Origin of the sequence: Alteromonas halophila (assembly GCF_014651815.1) — a bacterium.
Classification (GTDB): Bacteria; Pseudomonadota; Gammaproteobacteria; order Enterobacterales; family Alteromonadaceae; genus Alteromonas; species Alteromonas halophila.
Window position 1 is genome coordinate 272466 of record NZ_BMXP01000004.1, and the last position, 19838, is coordinate 292303.

Consider the following 19838-nt stretch of genomic DNA (forward strand, 5'->3'; position numbering starts at 1 on the left):
ATTTTGTTGGAAATTAATTAACCATATTAAAAGCTTACTGAATAACCTACAACAAACTTTAATTTCGGGCAGAAGGATGAAACCGCATGTACGACTCATTCAACTCACTCTGCACAATATGCGTGTATACCTGTGTAGTAGAAAGGTCTGCATGGCCCAGATATTCCTGAATCTGGCGAAGGTTAGCACCATTGCTAAGCATATGTGTTGCTGCTGAGTGACGAAACACATTGCAGGCGGCGTTGACATCAAAGCCTGCGGATATGAGGTACTTTTTAATAAGCTCCGAAAGTTGCGTGGGCCTGAATGGATTCCCGCTATTGCTTAGAAACAATGTGTCACCCGAATAAAAGGTTTCGAGTTTCGGGCGACAGTTGACTATATATTCATCAATACAAGCCAATGCCCTGTTGGAGATGGGCACATACCGGTCTTTCGCTCCCTTGCCGTGATTAACACGAAGCTGAGACAGGCTTTCGTCCTGTCGGTCGAGGTCGTAGAGTTTGATATTAGCAAGCTCCATCCGGCGAACAGCTGTAGCGTAGAATGTTTCCATGATGGCTTTATCCCTTATGCCTTTAGTGCCTGCAATGTCCGCCTGATGAAATAGCCGTTCAAGATTTGGGAATGACAAGAATGCCGTAGGTAACGTTTTGGGAACCTTGGGCTGTTCAAAGTACTGCATCGGATTGCTGTCGATAATTTCAAGGTACAGCAACCTGCGAAAAAAAGTGGTCACAGCCCGAAGGCGGTTGCGCCTGACAGCCGGTTTTAACAAATCATTGCTTCTGGGGTTGATGTACGTGTTGAGATAGCGCTTGTAACTTTCCAAGTCTTTTTTGGTGAGGTCGTAAGGCGACTTGATACCTTCGGTGATACACCACTTATGAAAGAGATTCAGATTACACTGCTTGATTCGCACAGTCGTAGGGGACTGCCCCGACGCATTACAATCATCAAAATATGCGTCGAAGCACTCCTCAAAGGTTTCAGGCTTGGTAGCGCTCATTACGATACCCTGCTTCTGATAATACCCGTGTTAAACGCTTATCAAACAAACGCCATTGGCAATCGTCCCACTTACCTAGCTTCTGGACTTTGAAAGGTAGCGCCACTTCACACAGCAGCATGTTGGCATCTACAACATCGCTGCGAAACTCGCCCATTGCATCTTCATCTGACGTTGCGTCAGTAAAGACAACTAGCGTTTCGATACCGTTGCGTTTCAGTTCGGATGACGCTAGTTCACACCAATCATCACCCAAGATTGTAACGCCATTGCGATAGCCGCGCTCCGCAAGCCCCAAGGCGACAAACGGATTATCACAAACCAATGCCAGCTTTTGTGGCTCAAAGGGTATGAACACGGGCATGTGACCAAACACACTGCACTTGAGTGACGGTTGCTTGCGTCGGGGTGTGGAGTACCTAAGACCATACAGGCCGACAAGCTCTCCATCAGTAACTAGCGGCAGGGTAATACAACCACGCATGGTCTCATGGCCTGTCTCACCATTTAAAAGGCCAATACGCTTGAATCCACCGCGCAACTTAATTCCCTCTCTTGTCTTGTGATAGGGGAACTCCAGTGACAACGTCCTGTCGCAAAAACCAATATTAAACTCGTCGATAGTTTCACGAGAAAGACCGAGAATACTATGCGTAAATGCCATCGGCTTTGCGCTGCCTAAAAGCGAGCGATGATAAAACTGCACCGCCATGGGTGCCTGTCGCTCGATGATATGTGTATCACCAGAGATAGGTGATGATGTAAAAAGGTTGGCTTGGAATAACGCTAGTTCTGACTTAGTCATTTTTGCCACCTCCCTTACCAGATAGCTGACGCCCGCGCTTATCGCGATAAGACTCACAATCCCAATTCAACGCAATTGCGTATGGCACGATCCGATCTAACGTTGAATCTGCAATCGTTTTGTCGCCAAAAGCGTCGTACCAGTCACTGGGCGCATATTGCGAGGTAATGATAAGTGATGAGCTTTGGTCGCGGATTTCGATAAGCTCAAACAGCAGATGACGCTCTTGAGGATTAAGCGGCTGGATCCCCCAATCATCAATGAGTAAAACCCTGACTTTACTTATCTTGCGACGCAGCTTTTCCAGCGAATCGTCGCCCGCTTTCTCAGCTATTTTCAAGTCACGGATCAGAACCGGATAGTGATAATATTGCACGGTGTATTCCCGCAACAATGCCTCTTGCCCCAATGCACAAGCCAGATGGGTTTTACCGGCTCCTGTTGGGCCGCTGATAATGATGTGACGAAAATCTTTTATCCACTGGCATTGCGCCAATTCTTTAAGCTTTGAGACACGCACTGGCGGCTTATCGCTAGTTTGTATGTCACTTAATACGGCATGGGGCCATCGCAACTTTGCGGCCTTCTGGAGACGCGCTACTTTCGATTCGTGGGCACTGTCGGCTTGCGCTCGCAATTGCTCAAAAAGGCGCTCAGCACACGTTTGCTCCTCTATGTTACTGCGACCCTCTTGTTCAGCAAATACCGTGTAAACCATGGGTATCCGTAAATAGTCACACAGCGATTTGATGGATTGATTGAGATTATTCATAACGATGTACCCCATAGTGGTCTTTGCCGCGAATGTTTTGATGCTGAAGTATGGGTGCACTGTCATTCTGCTCATCATCGTCATCGAATATGCTCGACTTTAAAATGATGGAAAGATCTTCAGGCTTCGTCATTTCATGCTCGACAGCATACTGACACGCTCGTTCAAATTCTGAAGGCGTGTACCCTCTCGCGAGTTTTTGAATGAATGTGCAAGCTTTTCCGGCAAAACGTGAGCGAGAAGATTTCTTTCCACAATATTGGGCCGCCACTACTTTCACAGCATATGGCCCGAATGGCTCCGCCCATTGTGTAAAGGCAGTGACGTTTTTCTGGTCTTCCGCTTTTTCGATGGGATGCTTATGATGCTCAATTACCGTTTCCCCACCCACCTCATTACTTATGGTGTGTGTGGCGATAGTTTTAGCGCCCAGTACAACAGTCAGTTCGTTATCTCGTACCTCCAATGTGACTTTCCGATTACGGTACTTATGAGGAACACTGTATTTATGCCCATTCAGGCGCACCGAATAATTTGGAGACACCGTTTGCGGGCAATACTTATCTACGGGTCGGTACGGCTTGGCAGGAATAGGCAATAGCGCCTGTCTCTCTGCCTGATAAAATTTTTCGTTTCTGCTGAGCCCAACATTTTGCATCTTTTCATTATTAAGCTTTTCTATCTCCGCTCGCAGATGCTGGTTTACCTGCAATGCGCTGGTAAACTCTAGGTTTCTCATAGGAACCAATACCCGATTCTCAATAAACTGAACGCTCTTTTCGGCTATCGCATTATCTCTCGGCATGCCAACACGAGAGGTATCACAGGCTAGGTTGTAGTAACGGCTGAAAGTGATGGCCTGTTCGTTTAAGGCGGGTAATAGTCCCGCTCGGTTTACTAATTGGGCATTATCAAATCGAATAACGGGCGTACAGCCTCCTTCTGCATGAATGACTTCAACCAGCCCGCGGATCCAGTTTTTTGCTGACATATTGTGAAGCGCCACTGCATACATTTTTTGGGAGTGACCGAATGCCACAACCAGTACGTCCATTGACACTTCACGCTGCTGAGTCAAGTCGCGATAGTGCACTTTCATGCCAGAAAAATCACAAGCCATTATCTCGCCGGGCTCATAACGAAAACGAAATGCCAGTTTTGATTTTTTTAAATAATTGCGAACCAGCGCGAAATAATGAGTTCTCCCAAGTGCTGTAGCCGGATCTGCTTCACGATAGCGTAAGAAACCGGTATTAATTTTCTCGCCATACTTCTTTGGGCGTTTAGCCAGCTCTTTTTTGACCGCTTCATAATCCGGACGACGCTTATAGCTGGGATGCTGAAATGCGCTGGGGTAAAAAAGAAGGATAAGCTCGCTGTCTTCCATAGCATTAAAATCCGGCCATGGAAGCGGCAGATTCAAAAGTCTATCAGAGAACCTTCCTACCGTTTGATGAGAGCATCCAACCGATTTCGCAATTCGTCGGGATGCCATCTGCTCAAATAAAAGTTGCCGTGTAATAAGTTTTCGTGATACGCCATTGGCGAGCACTTTATTTATTAATACGAGCAATGTTTGTAACAACGCTCGCAATGTTGCTGCATGTATCATGCTTAGTTCCTCGGTTGTAATTAAAAACCAAGGCCCACAAAGATATGGCCATCAAACATTGACAATACAACGCGAACGACCATACTAAAGATGTCGATCAATAAAATTCGATATCCAACACAGCCCCCGCAGGTCGCCAAACTCTCGCGGGGGTTTGTGTTTTATGAGCCCCTTAAACTATCACTGTGTATTACCTCCTTCATTCGTTTTTTGATAATGTCCTGCCGCTGCGTTGCCAACCACTCTGCGACGTCCCGTGATAGCGCGAATCGACCTCGCCGATAATCAAGTCTAAATACCTCTACAGGTACTGTTTTTCTAGATACCGACTGTCTGAAGGCATTCACACTGGGATAGCCAAGTGCACTGTATAACCGCCTCCCAAACAACAGCGGCCCTATGTACTCATACAGCTCTTTTTTAATTTGTAACGCTAATAAATCAGTATCTGATTCGCTCATAGATACGCTCTGTTATGTTTCGCCTGAATTACTAACCTAGTGCATATTTCCTAAGAGGCAATGCGTCAGGCTTTTTGAAAGCGTGACGCATGATTTGAGCTACAATTAATGGTAACTGACCGTTACGATTTTCTTGTCTAACGCTGACTATAGAAAAAAGACGGTGGAACAAATGTCTAGTAATCGGAAGAAAAGCAGCCCATTTTCGCCGTAAATTTTTTTAATTATTTTCGCAAGCCGAAAAGTGGAGGCGACTTTGACGCCGTTGCAACGAGACCTTGTCGTCAAAACTTCAAAGACCCAGTGGCATCGTATTCATGCCACCTATTCCTTCGTGTTAGATACTCTCGACTGCCCGTTCAATGCAAACCAACTTGACAGGCTATTCGGCAGCGATGGAAGCAGGGGAAGTGTTTTTAATAAGCATTTAAATCAGCAAACTCGCCCGAGATTTGAGACCTTAGAGCAAGTCGATAACAAGGTTTCAGGAACATTACGGTACTACTATTCCCCTTTATGGCTGGCGCTCTTCTTATTGGAAGCCGGAGAGGATGATTGGACGCTATTGCACAATAGACTTGATTTAGATGTTGCAAGTACGATTTTCAAAGATAAAAAGGACGATGTCGGTAGTTTTGTATTAAATAAGATTAACCATCCAATCGTCACTGAACTGCGCTTACGTGCCGACGCTCAGGCGTTGGCCTGCCTGCTAGCAATACTGAAATTTAAACTAGCGAAAGACGGGAATATATTAGTTTCAATAAATAATTTACAACACGCAATTGTTGACCATCTCGTAAATCTCAATGCAACAGGCTACTTTAGCCATAATCACCACGAACTGACTGTTTTTCTGGTCGAACTACTTAATCGTTGCCATCCTTTTATCGCCAATGACAAAATCAAGGAGTTTATCGAATATAGTGTGGATTTAATCCGATTTAAACGCCAGCTTTTAGATACCCTTTTCCAAATCGGCTTGCGCGAAACCTATGCGGGAGAAGGTTTGCGTTTTCTTGCGCTTATAGACATCTCAAACCGAGAGCTGCTTATAAAAGAAGTTAATCTGCTGCGACAGAGCACAAACAGTCGCGCCCCCTTTATCGTAGTGAAAGCACTAAACAGTGAGTTCCCGCTTGCAGCAAACAGGGAGAAGGGTCTGCTGTGGTTGATAAGTAAAATCAACAGTAATCGAGGTAAATCAGACAAAATCAAACGTTTCATCAAAGATGACGAGCTTGTGCTGATTCTTAAAGATACAGCGCAGCTTGATGTCACTACATGGTCCAGACTTCTTGACTAGTGGTCCACCATTTTAGGAATGGTGGTCCAACGAAAACGGAGTCAATGTTCCATTTTTGTGGATTTTGCGAACACCGGCTGTATGTGATAAAAAAAGGGGCAACCCGCGTTGCCCCCTGTCACTTATAATCCACCGTTATTAGTGGTTCTCAGCCACATTGCCGGGTACTCCTGTGTAAGGTCCACCAGACGGAGTGTTTCAATATGCGGCTTGTAAATAAATGCTTCTGAGGGGAGGCGGTCATCTTCATAGTAAACATGAACCGCGTAGCGCTCGATGACTTTAACCAGCCCATCGTCAGTCACTTTTAGCAGCTCCCAGGTACGGTACTCAAGATACGTATCACCATCATAGTTACCCTGACCGTCAATACGAATAAAGTTTCCATCCCGCTCCCAGGTCACCACTGATTCAGGCGATGCACGAACAAATGCGTCATTGTCCCTGTCTGCATTCACCCAGATCATGGTTTTGTCACTGTCAAACGCGAAGCCGGCAAACTTTCTGGCCTTCATCTTTGAGAAGGTTAAGCAATCTTCGGTCGGACAGTGTGAAAGGCTGCTCCAAAGCGTCGGCAGTTCTTTTGCCACCTCAAACTCAGTCAGTGATGATGTATCCTCGTCGATCATTTCGGATACATAGGAAAAGCTTGATGCACCTGACTCAACCGTGACCAGCGCCACCAGCGAGGTCCTGGTTTCATGGAATGGCACGATGGTTACATCCTGGCCGTCATAATTGAGACGTAACACACCATCATCGCTAAGCGCCCATGAGCCGGTTTCATCGGTATTTCCGGAGAGAAACGTGCCCGAGTCAGAGAAGTCTATTAAGTCGGCAAAGTATCCGGAAAAATCAATAAACTGATTACCCGGATCGGGCAGATAGTAATCGATTTTAGAGGGGATATTCAGGCTCCATCGACGGTCCGTCAGCATCTCATCAGTCATTTCCAGTGCCGTAGGCGCAATGGCATAGGAACGCACACCCAGCGCTTCCTGCTCAGCAGTAAAGGTCTCTCCAATACGTTTATCGTCGCTCAAATCAAGGATATATTCATAGTCAGAAACCGCCTGAAAGTGTGTCACACCATCGGTTTCAGTAACTTTCCGCAGTGCCAGATAGCGCAATTCTTTTGTTCCTGGCAGCGTGTCGACCTCCGGGTCAAGACAAACCTGCTCAGCTGCGCGCTGTCCTTCATCGCTAAACAGCTTCAGCGTGTCACTGTCACAGGCAAACTCATAGTCGTTAACGTTGCCCTGATATTGCAGCCCAAGCGTGCCATCTGCCAGCGTCCATTCAAACCGGGCATCTTCAACCCGTGTTACTTTCCAGTCCGACCATAGCCCGGTTTCACGGCCAGGCGCGTCAGTATTAAAGGTCAGCGTTTTATCTGTTTCCGAAGGCTGATCACCACTTACGTGTATCTGCGCCCAGGTTAGTCCTTCTACATCACTGGCAACAATAGGCTGCGTTATACGAGGGTTGGTGATCATGTCTTCTCTGGCATTTTTAAATGCCGCGGCATAGGTGCCAAGGACTGTGCCGGTTTCAGACAGCACACCACTCTCTTTTAAGAAAGATAATATGGTCTGGTCAACAGACTTTTCAGACTCGGTGAAAAATGTCAGCGTATTCACGCCCTCTGGTATATTCAGCGCAGAATCAGCAGCCAGAACTTTGATAAAGCTCGCGGTGTCCACAAGCTTGTCAAAGCCCAGTGTTGCTTTGAATTCATCGAACCCCTGCATGGACACCGTGTCGCCATCCAGTTGCTCTGAATAGTACAGCCAGGCCGCAGTAGTGAGGTAGGATATACGGACATTTTCAAACTGACGACCTGCCAGCGCCCGGGTCTGAACATCAGACACGGATTCAATCAGCGAGTCTGATGAACCAATCGGGGTAATCAATTTCAGTGGTGCGTCATCGTCGATGGACGCTTCAAGCTGGATCAAGTCCTGTGAAGCAGTAATGATTGTGTCGAGTACATAGTTGCCGTCGGCATCTGTGGTCGTTGATATTTCGTCATCACCAAGGTGAAGACTGACATTCACCTCTGCATCAACGGCATCGGCCACAACACCTTCAATCACCACCTGTTGCCCGACAGTCATACTTACCCGGCCCTCGGCAGTATCGGTGCCATCACTCACGCGGTAAGTAAAACTGTCACTTCCGTAATAGCCCTGAACAGGCGTATACACAATGGTATCGCCATCAAGTTCTACGGTGCCGTTTTCGGCCTCAGTCGTAATGGCGTCTAGTGACAGAGTGTCCTCGTCGGGATCCGAATCGTTATCGAGCACAGCAATCGTGACGGATTCATCGTTGACTGTTGTCGAGTAATCGTCATAGGCAATGGGCGCCGAATTCTCAGGCGGTTCTGGTTCAGGTGGTTCCGGCTCAGGTTCTGGCTCTGGTTCGGGTTCGGGTTCGGGTTCGGGTTCTGGCTCAGGGTCTGGCTCTTCAGGATCAGGATCTGTATCAGGCTCCGGGTCTGGTGCGGGTTCTGGTGCTGCTGGCGTGTCAGGCTGATCGCCACCTCCTCCGCCACCACATGCTGTCAGGGCAAGCAGCAACGCAAGTGCGATTGCTTTCTTTGCGTGTTCCATAGGTGCTCCTTCATACTTATTCTACTCGGGCGTTGGTCACTTCCCTGCCGCCGATACTTATTCAGTGCGAAATTACACTTGAGGTGAACCTATGCAAAACGTTAACCACTTCACAACGACCAACGAGTCCACCTCACTGCCTAAGCAAAGGATGCCCTTTTGTAAGGGCCTTCTAGCCTCTTACTGGTCGAATACGGATATGGAACATTAAATTTAAAAATTAATTAATTTATATAAATATCATAGACTTAGACAGTGTAATAATGACAAAAAAAGCATGTAACAATTACATCTTTCCTGTAGTTTTTACGTGCTGGAAAATCATGAATCCGCTGTGATTAAAATATGTGCCGGGCAGGTGAGTAAAAATGGGCAGAGGGGGGAAGCCTCCCCCGTTTTCGTGAGGGTGAGGGGCAGTTATTTTGCCTGCGCGCTGCGCTTGCCAAACACCCGGTAGACCCAGACAAAGAAGTACGGCGCAAAAAATACAACAAACAATGTTGTCGCGGTGATCCCGCCTAGCACACCAATACTGATTGCGTTTTGCGCACCTGAGCCAGGCCCGGTAGCAAACGCCAGAGGCATTACCCCCAGAATAAAGGTCAGTGAGGTCATCAGAATAGGCCGCAACCGCTGCTTCGCAGCCGTCATTGCGGCATCGATGGCGGACATACCGGCGTTCACGTTGTGCTGCGCAAACTCAACAATCAGAATGGCGTTTTTTGCCGCCAGCCCAATGGTCATTAATAGTCCCACCTGAAAATACACATCATTAGCCTGGCCAGTAAGCCAGGTCGCCAGTATAGCCCCAAATATGCCAAACGGGACGGTAAGCATAATGGCAAACGGTATTGCCCAGCTTTCATAGAGCGCCGCAAGGATCATAAACACTGCAATAATGGTAATGCTGTAGAGCAGCATGGTCTGGTTACCGCTTTGTTTTTCTTCATAAGACAGGCCAGTCCAGGCGATGTCTATACCGTCAGGTAATGTCTGTGCGATTCGGGCCACTTCCTGCAGAGCCTCGCCAGAACTGACACCTGGTGTGGTAGAGCCCTGAATTTCGCGGGACGATGCACCGTTGAAACGCGTCAGCTTCGGTGGTCCGTAGGTCCATTCTCCGGCAGCGATTTCCTTTAACTGCACCATGCCACCGCTCTCGTTTCTTACGTACCAGTCACTGATATCCTCAGGCAGCATGCGGTATTGGTCCTCCGCCTGCACATACACGCGTTTAATCCGGCCGTTCTCGATAAAATCATTCACATAGGTACCGCCAAGCGCAGCGCTTAGCGTCTGATTGATCGTAGAGACCGGCACCCCCAGAGAGCGCGCCTTCATAGTATCGACGTCCAGATTATACTGCGGGTTGTCAGACAGGCCGTTAAAGCGCACGGCCGTGAGCAGTGGACTCTGATTCGCCTGCCCTAAGAACTGATTGCTGGCCTGCACCAGCGCATCGTGCCCCAGTCCACCCTGATCGATAAGCTGAAACTCAAACCCGCTGGCGTTGCCCAGAGCGCTGACAGGCGGTGGTATTATGGGAATAATCATCGCATCTGATACACCTGATAATGTCTGGGCTGCGCGCTTTTGAATGTCAAACACGCTCTTGCCCTCGCCTCGAACCTCCCAGTCTTTCATTTTGACAAACGCAATGCCCACATTTTGCGCCTGGCCGGAAAAGCTGAAGCCTGCGGCGGTAAACAACCCTTCTACGGCATCACCGGCTTCATCTAGGTAAAAATCTTCCACCTTTTCAATTTTGTCACGGGTCTGCTGCAACGTCGTACCCGGCGGCCCTGAGATAAGTGTGAACATTCGCCCCTGATCTTCTTCAGGCAAAAATGAGGCTGGCACGCGCAGGAAAATAAGCACGCTTGCTGCCAGCACCGCCAGGAAAATCACCGGCAATATAATTTTGTTGTCGAGGGTTTTATCAAGTAACCGCCCATGGCCGCTGCGCAATTTGCCAAAACCACGGTTAAAGACACCAAATGGACCACGCTGCGTTTCCTTCTTGCCCTGCTCAAGGAAAATACCGCACAATGTTGGTGACAGGGTAAGCGCGACAAATAACGACAAACCCATTGCGGCAGAAATAGTAATCGCAAACTGCCGGTATATTACCCCGACAGAGCCATCAAACAGGGCCATTGGCAAAAACACAGCCCAGATAACCACCGTCGTCCCCAGGAGGGCCGAAGAAATTTCCTTCATAGCCCGTTTGGACGCTTCTTTTGGCGTGAGTGAGTCGTCTTCTTCCAGCTTACGCTGGGCGTTTTCGGTCACCACAATGGCATCATCAACCAGCATGCCGATAGCTAAAACCAGGGCAAACAGGGTTAACACATTAATGGAATAGTCAAAGGCCATTAAAAAGCCAAATGTACCAAGCAGTACGATAGGAATGGCAGCCGCCGGAATGAAGGTTGCGCGGAGTGTCTGCAAAAAGATGTAGATCACCAGGATCACCAGTACTACGGCTATACCGAGGGTTTCTACCACATTGAAGATTGACGCCTCAATAAATGGCGAAATATCAACCGGGTACTGCACCTCCAGGTCATCCGGGATGATCGCGTCGAAGTCACTTACTCTGGCTTTGACATTCTGAATCGTTTCCAGCGCATTGGCCGACGGCGATAGCTCAATAGCAATGCCTGACGCAGGCTGACGGTTCCAGCGACCAATTACCCGGTAGCTCTCAGCACCGATTTCAATGCGCGCGACATCGCCTAACGTTACGTGCGATCCGTCTGAATTAACAGAAAGCAGGATCTCGGCAAATTCCTGAGGTGTGGATAACAGCGTCTGGGCCGTAATAGTGGCATTTAGCTGTTGCCCTTCTACCGACGGCGCGCCGCCTATTTCGCCCGACGCCAGCTGAACGTTTTGCTCCTCAATGGCGCTGACCACATCCAGCGTAGTGATATTAAAATTATTCATCGCGTGAGGATCCAGCCACACGCGCATGGCATGCTCCGGCCCAAAGGTCTGAATTTGTCCAACGCCACTGACCCGGCTTAATGGCTCTTCAAGGTTGGAGACCAGAAAATCAGAGATATCATTGCGGTTCATGCTGCCGCTTTTTGACGAAAAGCTGACAATCAGCGCATAGCTGTTGCCCGCTTTTTCAACCGCGACACCCAGTTGCTGAACAACCGGAGGCAGGGACGACTGCGCCTGCGACACCTTGTTTTGTGTTTGTACCTGCGCAATATCCGGGTCGGTGCCTGGCTCGAAAGTCAGCGTAATGGTAGCAGTGCCCGCCGATGAGCTTTGCGATTCAATATACCGAAGGTTATCGATGCCCGTGAGATTTTTTTCCAGTACCTGGGTCACGGTGTTTTCCAGCGTACGCGCTGAGGCACCGGGGTAACTGGCAGATATTGACACCTTCGGCGGTGCAATCCCCGGGTATTGCTCAAGCGGCAGACTTCGGACAGAGAAAATCCCTGCACCTATGATCAGTAGCGCAATAACAATCGTGAAAATAGGCCGCGCGATAAAAAACTTTGAAAACATGTTAGCGCCCGCTTTGTGCTGAGGAAGCAGCGGAAGACTGTGTCTTACCCTGCAGATTACTGCTGCTGGCCGACAGGCTCTTTGCTTTCACCGGCGCACCATCGCGCAGTGTCATGGTCCCTTCAACAATCACTTTGTCACCTTTCTGCAGTCCCTCTTCAATGATCCACTTGTCCTTGTAGGCGACGCCGGTTTTTACCGCTCGCTTAGCGGCCTTATTGCCGTTCGCTACAACCCACACATGCTTAGCACCATTTCTGCCAATTTGTACACTTTTTTGCGGCACAACCAGCGCGTCAGATGATGCCAGATCTTCGATCGCGGCACGTACAAACAGACCCGGCAACAAACGGTTGTCAGGGTTTGGAAACACCGAGCGAATGCGAATAGCACCGGTTTGTTCATTAACCGCCAGATCGGTCGCATCCAGCTTTCCTTTATGCGGATACGGTTCGCCAGACTCAGAGAAAAACAAGCTGACCGAAAAGTCACTGTCGTTGCGTTTTTGTATGCGTGATTCTATCAGGCGCGCCTTCAGTTGCTGCGCGTCGCTGACCGACTGTGACAAATCGACATACACAGGATCAAGCTGACGAATGACGGCCAGCGGCGCTTGCTGCTGCTGGGTTACCAGTGCACCTTTGGTGACACTGGAAGGCCCGATAAAGCCGCTGATCGGTGCATAAACTTTGGTATAAGCGAGATTTATTTTGGCCGACTTTACTTCTGCCTCTGCCTGACTCACCGACGCTTTTGCCTGCTGAAGTTCCATTTTGGCATTATCGAATTCCTGTTCACTGAGTACTTTCTTAGCGGCCAGACCGTCGTACCGGTCAACGACAGACTGCGCATTCGCCACCGCCGCTGTGGCACTTTCCAGATTTGCCTGCGCCATGGCCAGATCGGCCTCGTAGCGCTCCGGATCAATCTGATACAGTTGCTCGCCTTCTTCCACCAGCGACCCTTCCTCAAACAGCCTGGCCTGAATAATACCGCCTACCTGCGGCCTGATTTGCGCGACGCGGTAAGAGACCACCCGGCCAGGCAATTTTTCGGTATAGCCTATTTTTTCAGGTGAAACAGTGATAAAACCAACCGGCACTGGCTGTGCCTGTCCTCCGCCTGGCGCCCCGCCGCCAGCGTTACCCTGCTGCGATGAGTTATCGTCACTGCAGGCACTCAGTAAAAGCATCAGTGCCAGTGCGAATACGTAACTGCTACTTAGTGAAATAGCCCTGAATACATGGTGAATAATTGAAGAGCGTTGCGCCATTATCCTGCTGCCCGTTAAGCTGACTGTTACTAATCACTGACTACGGACAGTGACTGTATTTGATTTATATTACGAATCAGCTACTTGCTACGACGGGTGTGAAGTGCCCGATCAGTATTGGTGGGATGACAAATAGTTAAGGTGAATTAATAAGGTAAGCTGCCATGCGCAGAAAAAGACAAAGAGGCCCGTTAACCTTTGCCCCTTTGTCGGTAGCTAAGCGTCAGGATAGCTGCTTTTTCACTCTGGCTGGCAGGTATTTCTCAACAGCCCTGCCGGTTACCGACCACACCAGTAACGCGGACCAGGCCACCAGAGATAATCCAGCCGGGACACAGGCTACAGCAATCAGCTTTGCCTGTTTTCGGTTAAACAGTAATGCCAGCCCTGCTGGCAGAAACCAGACGACGGCGACCAGTGCACTGAGTAATAGCAGTTGCAGCCCGCTTACGCTCTGAAGTTGAGTTAAAAAATCGGTCATGTCATATTTCCTGTGGTGGTGTTCTCATCTCTCTAGTCTTGGTAAACCGATATTTATTACAGATTATTTGGTCTGGCTGTGGAGCGGGTTTTACGTCACACTCCAACATACTGGTCCGTACCAGCATTTTTACGCGTAGCAATTACAAGGAACTCTCATCATGCGCCAACTTGGATTCATTTTTTTTCTGCTTGTACTTAGCGGCTGTGACAGCAATGAAGTTGGCGATGTGTCGCTGGGTATCTTTACGACCAAAGACATCAAACTGGATGCCTTTACTGATCCGGTGGTAACCGGGGTGACCTGCCATGTATCCAGCATCGAAGCCAATCTGGACTTCTCTGATCCGTCTGACAGTGCCATTGCCTGTCGTCAGACCGGGCCTATCACTGCGGATATGCTTGCCAGGATTAAAACCGGCAAAGACGGCGAGGTTTTGTTCACCAAATCAAAAAGCATCTTTTTCAAACGCATGAAGATACGCCGAATTCTGGATGCCGAAAACCAGACACTCATGTATCTGTCGTACTCCACGAAAGAAACGTCCGGCAGCTTTAAGCATAGCCTGTCTACGGTTCCGCTGTGGGGGACCGATGCGTACGGCGCAGTGAAGGTTGAGGTGAACTGAGCTGGAAAATACAATGAACTTAGGCAACGCGCACCTTTCAACGCTATTAATGCGCAAAAATATAACCACCAACCTCCGAATCGGACAATTATGCGCACAAAAATGCACGCTATAAAATTTAATTAAAGTATTAATTTAATGTGCTAAAATTTACACACAAATAGCTTAAAGACACTTAGCGCGCAATAAAAGTGACATTATGAAATTTAATACAGCGCCCGTTTCAGCCATCACCCAGGAGCTGGGGAGTCGCCTCAAGCGGGCCCGCCTCAATAAAAATCTAACCCAGCAGGAAGTAGCAGATAAAGTCGGCGTAGCGCGTCGCACCCTTGTCGCCGCAGAGCAGGGTAACGCACGCCTCGATACCTTTGTCGGCATTATGCAAATTCTGGGGGTCGCCGATCAGCTTAACCTGTTTTTACCGGAACAGGACATATCTCCTCTGCAACTGGCCAAACTCAAAGGTAAACAACGACAGCGCGCCAGCGGTCACCTTAGTCCTGATGAGGATATGGAACAATGGTAAGTGAGGTCGTCAACGTCAGATACCAGGACCAGACTATTGGCGCGGTAAGTTTTGACAGCGAAAAAGGCTACGGCAGCTTTGAATATACCCCCAGCTTTGTTCGCACCGGCATTGAGCTGTCGCCCATCGAAATGCCGCTGAGCGACAGAGTATACAGCTTCCCGGCACTCCCCTACCCAACTTTCAAAGGGTTACCTGGTATGCTGGCAGACTCCCTGCCCGATGACTTCGGTAATGCGGTGATGAATGCCTGGGTGGCCGCCCAGGGAAAATCGCCTAAGGATATCACGCCGTTGCAGCGCCTTCAGTACACTGGCAGGCGTGGTATGGGCGCACTTGAGTACACCCCACCACTTAATAAGGACATTTTTTCCAGTGCGCATCGCCTGGAAATAGACAGCCTGGTGACCATTGCGCAGGAGGTGCTCGACAGCCGCGGTAACTTTGAAGTTGAGCTGAAACAGCATGGGCAGGAAGATCGCGAGGCCATGTTTGAGTTAATGTCAGTGGGGATGAGTGCCGGTGGCGCCAGACCCAAAGCTGTGCTGGCCTTTAATCATGACTTTACCCAGGTGCGCTCCGGGCAGGCGGAGGTGCCCGCAGGCTTTGAGCATTACCTGATGAAGTTCGACGGGGTCAGCGAACACAACACCGGCAAAGAGACCTTTGGCGACCCCTCAGGCTTTGGCGTTATGGAGTATGTGTACTACCTTATGGCAACTGCGGCCGGCATTGAAATGGAAGATTGCCGACTGCTGCCCGAGGGCAACCGCCGCCATTTTATCACCCGCCGGTTTGACCGGAATAATAATGACAAACGCCATATCCAGACACTCAACGGCATCGCCCATGTCGACTATAAAAGCCCGGGGTCTTTCTCGTACGAAGAACTTTTTCATGTGGCCAGACAACTGAAGTTAAGCCGGCACGAAGCTGAGCAGCTGATCCGGCGCATGTGTTTTAATATTGTCGCGCGCAATCATGATGATCACGCTAAAAACGTTGCTTTTATGTTAGATGGCAAAAAATGGAAGCTGGCCCCTGCATACGATGTGGCTTACAGTTACAAGCCCGGCAGCAAATGGGTAAACTGCCACTGGATGAGCCTGAACGGCAAGCGCGACGACTTCACCCGGCGTGACTTTCACCAGCTCGGTCACTTTGGCAAAATCTTCAGCCCTGACCAAATCGACGCTATCCTTGATGAAACCATCGAGCAGGTTTCTCAGTGGCGGACTCTGGCAGAGGCGCAGGAAGTACCAGCAGCGCTGATTGATGAAGTGGAAGCGAATCTGCGCCTGGGTATATAAATAAACAAAAGCAGTGAGTTACCTGCAAGTGGGGCAATTCATGTTTGTTGACAAAATGGCCGGCAACCGTGACTATTAGCCTGGTTAGTTAGATTGATAGACACGGACTGTAATCATCAAATCGCTCATCTATTATTTCATTACGATTGCTGAAAGTCAGCGCTGGGGAAAGGTTGGCCTTTGGGTGCGCGCTGCTGCACTGGTGTTTCTTATACTACTCGACCCGTTCAGGATCACCACAGCCACAGATAATGCGTCTGCTGACATTTTAAACCGCGTTAATGCGCTCTATTATTCGGCGACAGGCCAGAATGAGCTGGCCGTGGTATTAATTAATGACGATTACTTAACTAACAATAACCTGACGTGGCCCCTGTCCTACAGTCAGCAGTCCGTGTTGATACGGCAAATTCTGCGATATCAGCCAAAGGGGCTCTTTGTTGATCTGCTGTACACGCATGACCGGTCCGCCACAGGCGATTCTCCACAACCTCTGATTAATGTACTTGAACGCTATGGTGGGCGGACCCCCATCTATCTTCCGAAAGTGAAAAATTCGGCATTTTCACAGGATGACTTATTTGCAGAAACCCGGCCTGTCATGGTGCAGTGGGACGGACACGAACAGTATTACCCACCGCAGGTCGATGGAGTGTCAACACCCGCATTCGAACTCTACGCACAGTATTGCCAGGACACAGCATCATGTTCAGCGATACCCACTTCCACAGCACCGCCGCTTGCCATCCAATGGGGGATGGATCTTTCCGATGCGCAGGACAGCCTGACCGATAACAACAATTGTATGCGTACCAATAATGCACTGGTCATGACCTCAAAGATCCTGCTTTCGGAGGTATTCTGGAAGCTGGTACCAGAGTGGCGACAGCGCTGTGCCTATTCAATCACGCTGCCGCCAGACTATTTGTCAGCGACCAGTTCTGAAGAAAAGGCGTACCTGTCGTCACTGCTAAAAGACAAGTTTGTGATGCTCGGGGCGCTGATTCAGGGTGCGCGCGACGAAGTCTATTCGCCGGTTCACGGCAAGATTGCCGGCGTATATTTTCACGCCATGGCGCTTGATAACCTGCTCACCTATGGAGATGCGTACTTCAGGCCCGCGCCCGGTATCTGGAACAATATCGATTTAGCCGATGTTACTGACTGTGTGTTGTTTTTGATCGTGCTTATGTGGCGCGAGAAGGTCTCTCAACACCAAACGAGTCGTCCTGAGGATAAGGTATCCAGAAGGCGCATCGTCTTCTCGGCACTAGGGCTAATTCTTATATTACTCGCAGTTGTCTTCGTATTTTCGTACTGGCTAAACTTCCAGCCTATCAACTGGGTTGCACATCTGATTCTTATTCTTTCTATTCTGACAGTAAAAATAAGGCTATTTACGCCACTAAAAAAAGCCATCTCGCACCTTAAAGGTTATACCAAGGAGAAATTTGTATGATGAAGAAACTTACTGTAGCGGCGGCGCTTTTTGTCGCTTTAGGCACGGCTGCTGAGGAGCCGTTAGCGATTACCGACTTCAGCGTTGAAAATATCGAGACCCTGGATGCACAGGGCAAAGTGCTGGCGACCGTTCCGGTCAGTTCACTGCCGGATACCGACATTCCCGTCATTGAAAAAAATGAAGAACTGGATCTCATTAAAATCAAAAACAAACAGGGTGAAGAAGTATGGCTTGATGCGTACTTTGTGAAGCTCAATAAAGGCAAGGTGGTTGATCTGCCCTGCTACAAAATGAGTGAAACTGATGGCAAGGACAGCAGAGAAACAGGCACGATGGGCTTCGGAGGGACATGTGAAGATGCGAATTAATTCAACCAGACTAAAAGCCACCTTTGTTGCCAGTTCACTGATGGCCTTAACAGCCTGCCAGAGCACCCTTGAAGGCATGGGTGATGCTGTGACCAATCTTACCGGCGACAGCATCCATAACAATTTTGACGGAAAATATATTGCTCAGCCTCAGGTTGCGAAATACAAAGAGCGCGAAGACGAGCTCAGTGGCACCGGGGGCGTTATCAGCTACTCAGGCAAAGATATTCCCGCTGAACAGGTGCGTCAGTCGCACGTTGTGCATGCTCCTGCGCTTCAACAATACCTGGACGGCATCCTGGATAAACTTGTTGCCCAGTGGGATGGCAGCCCGGTCAACGTGCAAATACAAGTGGTGCATTCACAGTCGTTTGCCCCCTATGCAGACTCTCTGGGCATGATCAGCATGCCTGTCGGCACCCTCAATAATGTTGAGAGTGAAGATGAACTGGCGCTACTAATTGCCCATGAAGCAAGCCATATCCTTATGCGACACCATGAGCGCGACCAGGTGGTGCAGGAGAATAAAGACAACGTCAACATGTTAGCCAGCGCGGTCGTGCTGGCTAACGTTGCTAAGGATACCGACCTGGTTAAACAGGGAGATACACGGACGCTTAAATATAATCCCAGCGAGCAAGGCAGCGACAATATATCCAAAGCGATGATTTATAACACGGTGATACAAACCGTATCAGACAGTGTGTGGAATACCGCCTGGAAAAGAACGCAGGAAGACGAAGCAGATTTGCTGGGCTTTGATCTTGCAATTGCCGCCGGTTACTCCCCCCGCGCCCACTCCCATGTCCTTGAACGTCTGGAAAACTTCCAGGGCAAACAGGAAGGCATGCTGTCCGCGTTTTGGGAGAAAAAACAGGCCGCACTTAGTGGCGCGTTAGAAGCCGGCGATTTTAATGCGCTCGGTAAGGAAGTGGATTCGTTTCTGGCTGAAGGGCTGACAACCTCTCTCGGTGCCGTCACCGATTACTTCCAGAAGCGTCATATGGCGCCTGACGTGCGGGATGAAAATATGAAAGGCTATGCGATGCGAGTGTACCGCCCTGAAATCAGACGCCGGGTTGATGAGCAGGCATGGCAAAACACCAAAGCCTCGCCCGAAGTAAAGGCCGTTCTGGACAGCTACCGACTGGCGTTTGAAGCCTCTAATGCCCTGTCTGCCGGTGATACGGCAACGGCCATGCGGCTTGCGCGCCAGTCCCAGACCGCGCAGACAAAGAACCACCCGTATATGCGTGAACTGATGTACAACATCCGCCTTGCACAGGGGGATCACGCCCGGGCGATGCAAAACCTTGAATTGATTGAGCGATGGCAGGATGCATCCCCGTCACTCGTCGAAATAAGAATAGAACGCCTGATGAAACAGCAGCGCTTTGACGATGCGCTAAACGCGATACAGCACGCTGAAAAAACCTTTGGCAATGAAAGCATGTTCATCCTGCAAAAGAGTATCGCGCAGTCAAACCTGGGCAATAATGAGGAAGCGCTTGCTACACTGGAGAAGTGTGAGAAGTACGACGAGATGAAAGTCAGCTGTGAATCACTGAAAAAGCGAATAGGCTAAGCATACTGGCCTTCTACGAGCTGCGGTTTATCTGCTGGTGACAGCACGGTAAACCGAGCCAAGATTGATAAAAAAAGGCGAGCGCATAAGCGCTCGC

Annotated in this window: 15 protein-coding genes; 7 read left to right on the forward strand and 8 right to left on the reverse strand. The window is 49.3% G+C overall.

Features of this window, described 5'->3' with window-relative positions; translation table 11 throughout:
- Positions 1-58: 58 nt before the first annotated feature.
- The 4 genes from IE054_RS10840 to IE054_RS10855 are packed head-to-tail and all read right to left on the reverse strand — an operon-like array spanning position 59 to position 4198.
- Positions 59-1009 carry a tyrosine-type recombinase/integrase gene (locus IE054_RS10840; protein WP_189406309.1) on the reverse strand — a complete coding sequence of 317 codons (951 nt, stop codon included), beginning with the start codon at positions 1007-1009 and terminating at the stop codon, positions 59-61.
- Positions 990-1814 (reverse strand): hypothetical protein, encoded by an 825-nt coding sequence (locus tag IE054_RS10845; protein ID WP_189406311.1) that lies wholly within the window; start codon positions 1812-1814, stop codon positions 990-992. The genes IE054_RS10840 and IE054_RS10845 overlap by 20 nt, the downstream gene beginning before the upstream one ends.
- Positions 1807-2586 (reverse strand): ATP-binding protein, encoded by a 780-nt coding sequence (locus IE054_RS10850; RefSeq protein ID WP_189406313.1) that lies wholly within the window; start codon positions 2584-2586, stop codon positions 1807-1809. Before IE054_RS10850 ends, IE054_RS10845 begins: the two co-directional genes overlap by 8 nt.
- Positions 2579-4198, reverse strand: coding sequence for a Mu transposase domain-containing protein (locus tag IE054_RS10855; protein WP_189406314.1), 1620 nt, complete (start codon positions 4196-4198; stop codon positions 2579-2581). Before IE054_RS10855 ends, IE054_RS10850 begins: the two co-directional genes overlap by 8 nt.
- A 717-nt stretch (positions 4199-4915) precedes the next feature.
- On the opposite strand from IE054_RS10855, the gene IE054_RS10860 reads away from it, so the two are divergent.
- Entirely contained in the window at positions 4916-5965 is a 1050-nt protein-coding gene (locus IE054_RS10860) for a hypothetical protein (protein WP_189406317.1), read from the forward strand.
- A 122-nt stretch (positions 5966-6087) separates the two neighbouring features.
- Here the strand turns inward: IE054_RS10860 and IE054_RS10865 are convergent, their stop codons facing one another.
- The 4 genes from IE054_RS10865 to IE054_RS10880 form a co-directional block, all read right to left on the reverse strand.
- Complete coding sequence (locus IE054_RS10865; protein ID WP_189406319.1) at positions 6088-8580, reverse strand: Ig-like domain-containing protein; 2493 nt, start codon at positions 8578-8580, stop codon at positions 6088-6090.
- Between the two features lie 417 nt (positions 8581-8997).
- Complete coding sequence (locus IE054_RS10870) at positions 8998-12108, reverse strand: efflux RND transporter permease subunit (protein ID WP_189406321.1); 3111 nt, start codon at positions 12106-12108, stop codon at positions 8998-9000.
- 1 nt (position 12109) lies between these two features.
- A complete protein-coding gene (locus IE054_RS10875; protein WP_189406323.1) occupies positions 12110-13381 on the reverse strand; it encodes an efflux RND transporter periplasmic adaptor subunit in 1272 nt (423 codons plus the stop codon).
- Between the two features lie 223 nt (positions 13382-13604).
- Complete coding sequence (locus IE054_RS10880) at positions 13605-13862, reverse strand: superinfection immunity protein (RefSeq protein WP_189406325.1); 258 nt, start codon at positions 13860-13862, stop codon at positions 13605-13607.
- Between the two features lie 160 nt (positions 13863-14022).
- Between IE054_RS10880 and IE054_RS10885 the strand changes: the two genes are divergently transcribed.
- From IE054_RS10885 to IE054_RS10910, 6 genes are all read left to right on the forward strand, one after another.
- Positions 14023-14490, forward strand: coding sequence for a CreA family protein (locus IE054_RS10885; RefSeq protein ID WP_189406327.1), 468 nt, complete (start codon positions 14023-14025; stop codon positions 14488-14490).
- A gap of 199 nt (positions 14491-14689) precedes the next feature.
- Positions 14690-15016 carry a helix-turn-helix transcriptional regulator gene (locus tag IE054_RS10890; protein WP_189406329.1) on the forward strand — a complete coding sequence of 109 codons (327 nt, stop codon included), beginning with the start codon at positions 14690-14692 and terminating at the stop codon, positions 15014-15016.
- Positions 15010-16326, forward strand: coding sequence for a type II toxin-antitoxin system HipA family toxin (locus tag IE054_RS10895; RefSeq protein WP_189406331.1), 1317 nt, complete (start codon positions 15010-15012; stop codon positions 16324-16326). The genes IE054_RS10890 and IE054_RS10895 overlap by 7 nt, the downstream gene beginning before the upstream one ends.
- 184 nt (positions 16327-16510) lie before the next feature.
- A complete protein-coding gene (locus IE054_RS10900) occupies positions 16511-17785 on the forward strand; it encodes a CHASE2 domain-containing protein (protein WP_189406333.1) in 1275 nt (424 codons plus the stop codon).
- Positions 17782-18156: a hypothetical protein gene (locus IE054_RS10905; RefSeq protein ID WP_189406335.1), complete on the forward strand. Its 375-nt coding sequence runs from the start codon at positions 17782-17784 to the stop codon at positions 18154-18156. Before IE054_RS10900 ends, IE054_RS10905 begins: the two co-directional genes overlap by 4 nt.
- A complete protein-coding gene (locus tag IE054_RS10910; protein ID WP_189406337.1) occupies positions 18146-19741 on the forward strand; it encodes a M48 family metalloprotease in 1596 nt (531 codons plus the stop codon). The genes IE054_RS10905 and IE054_RS10910 overlap by 11 nt, the downstream gene beginning before the upstream one ends.
- Positions 19742-19838 lie beyond the last annotated feature (97 nt).

Excerpts from the sequence above, each read along its gene's own strand:
- IE054_RS10910 (WP_189406337.1), top strand. The coding sequence starts at position 18,146 with ATGCGAATTAATTCAACCAGACTAAAAGCCACCTTTGTTGCCAGTTCA.
- IE054_RS10845 (WP_189406311.1), bottom strand. The coding sequence starts at position 1,814 with ATGACTAAGTCAGAACTAGCGTTATTCCAAGCCAACCTTTTTACATCA.
- IE054_RS10840 (WP_189406309.1), bottom strand. The coding sequence starts at position 1,009 with ATGAGCGCTACCAAGCCTGAAACCTTTGAGGAGTGCTTCGACGCATAT.
- IE054_RS10855 (WP_189406314.1), bottom strand. The coding sequence starts at position 4,198 with ATGATACATGCAGCAACATTGCGAGCGTTGTTACAAACATTGCTCGTA.
- IE054_RS10880 (WP_189406325.1), bottom strand. The coding sequence starts at position 13,862 with ATGACCGATTTTTTAACTCAACTTCAGAGCGTAAGCGGGCTGCAACTG.
- IE054_RS10870 (WP_189406321.1), bottom strand. The coding sequence starts at position 12,108 with ATGTTTTCAAAGTTTTTTATCGCGCGGCCTATTTTCACGATTGTTATT.
- IE054_RS10850 (WP_189406313.1), bottom strand. The coding sequence starts at position 2,586 with ATGAATAATCTCAATCAATCCATCAAATCGCTGTGTGACTATTTACGG.
- IE054_RS10890 (WP_189406329.1), top strand. The coding sequence starts at position 14,690 with ATGAAATTTAATACAGCGCCCGTTTCAGCCATCACCCAGGAGCTGGGG.
- IE054_RS10885 (WP_189406327.1), top strand. The coding sequence starts at position 14,023 with ATGCGCCAACTTGGATTCATTTTTTTTCTGCTTGTACTTAGCGGCTGT.
- IE054_RS10865 (WP_189406319.1), bottom strand. The coding sequence starts at position 8,580 with ATGGAACACGCAAAGAAAGCAATCGCACTTGCGTTGCTGCTTGCCCTG.
- IE054_RS10875 (WP_189406323.1), bottom strand. The coding sequence starts at position 13,381 with ATGGCGCAACGCTCTTCAATTATTCACCATGTATTCAGGGCTATTTCA.
- IE054_RS10905 (WP_189406335.1), top strand. The coding sequence starts at position 17,782 with ATGATGAAGAAACTTACTGTAGCGGCGGCGCTTTTTGTCGCTTTAGGC.
- IE054_RS10895 (WP_189406331.1), top strand. The coding sequence starts at position 15,010 with ATGGTAAGTGAGGTCGTCAACGTCAGATACCAGGACCAGACTATTGGC.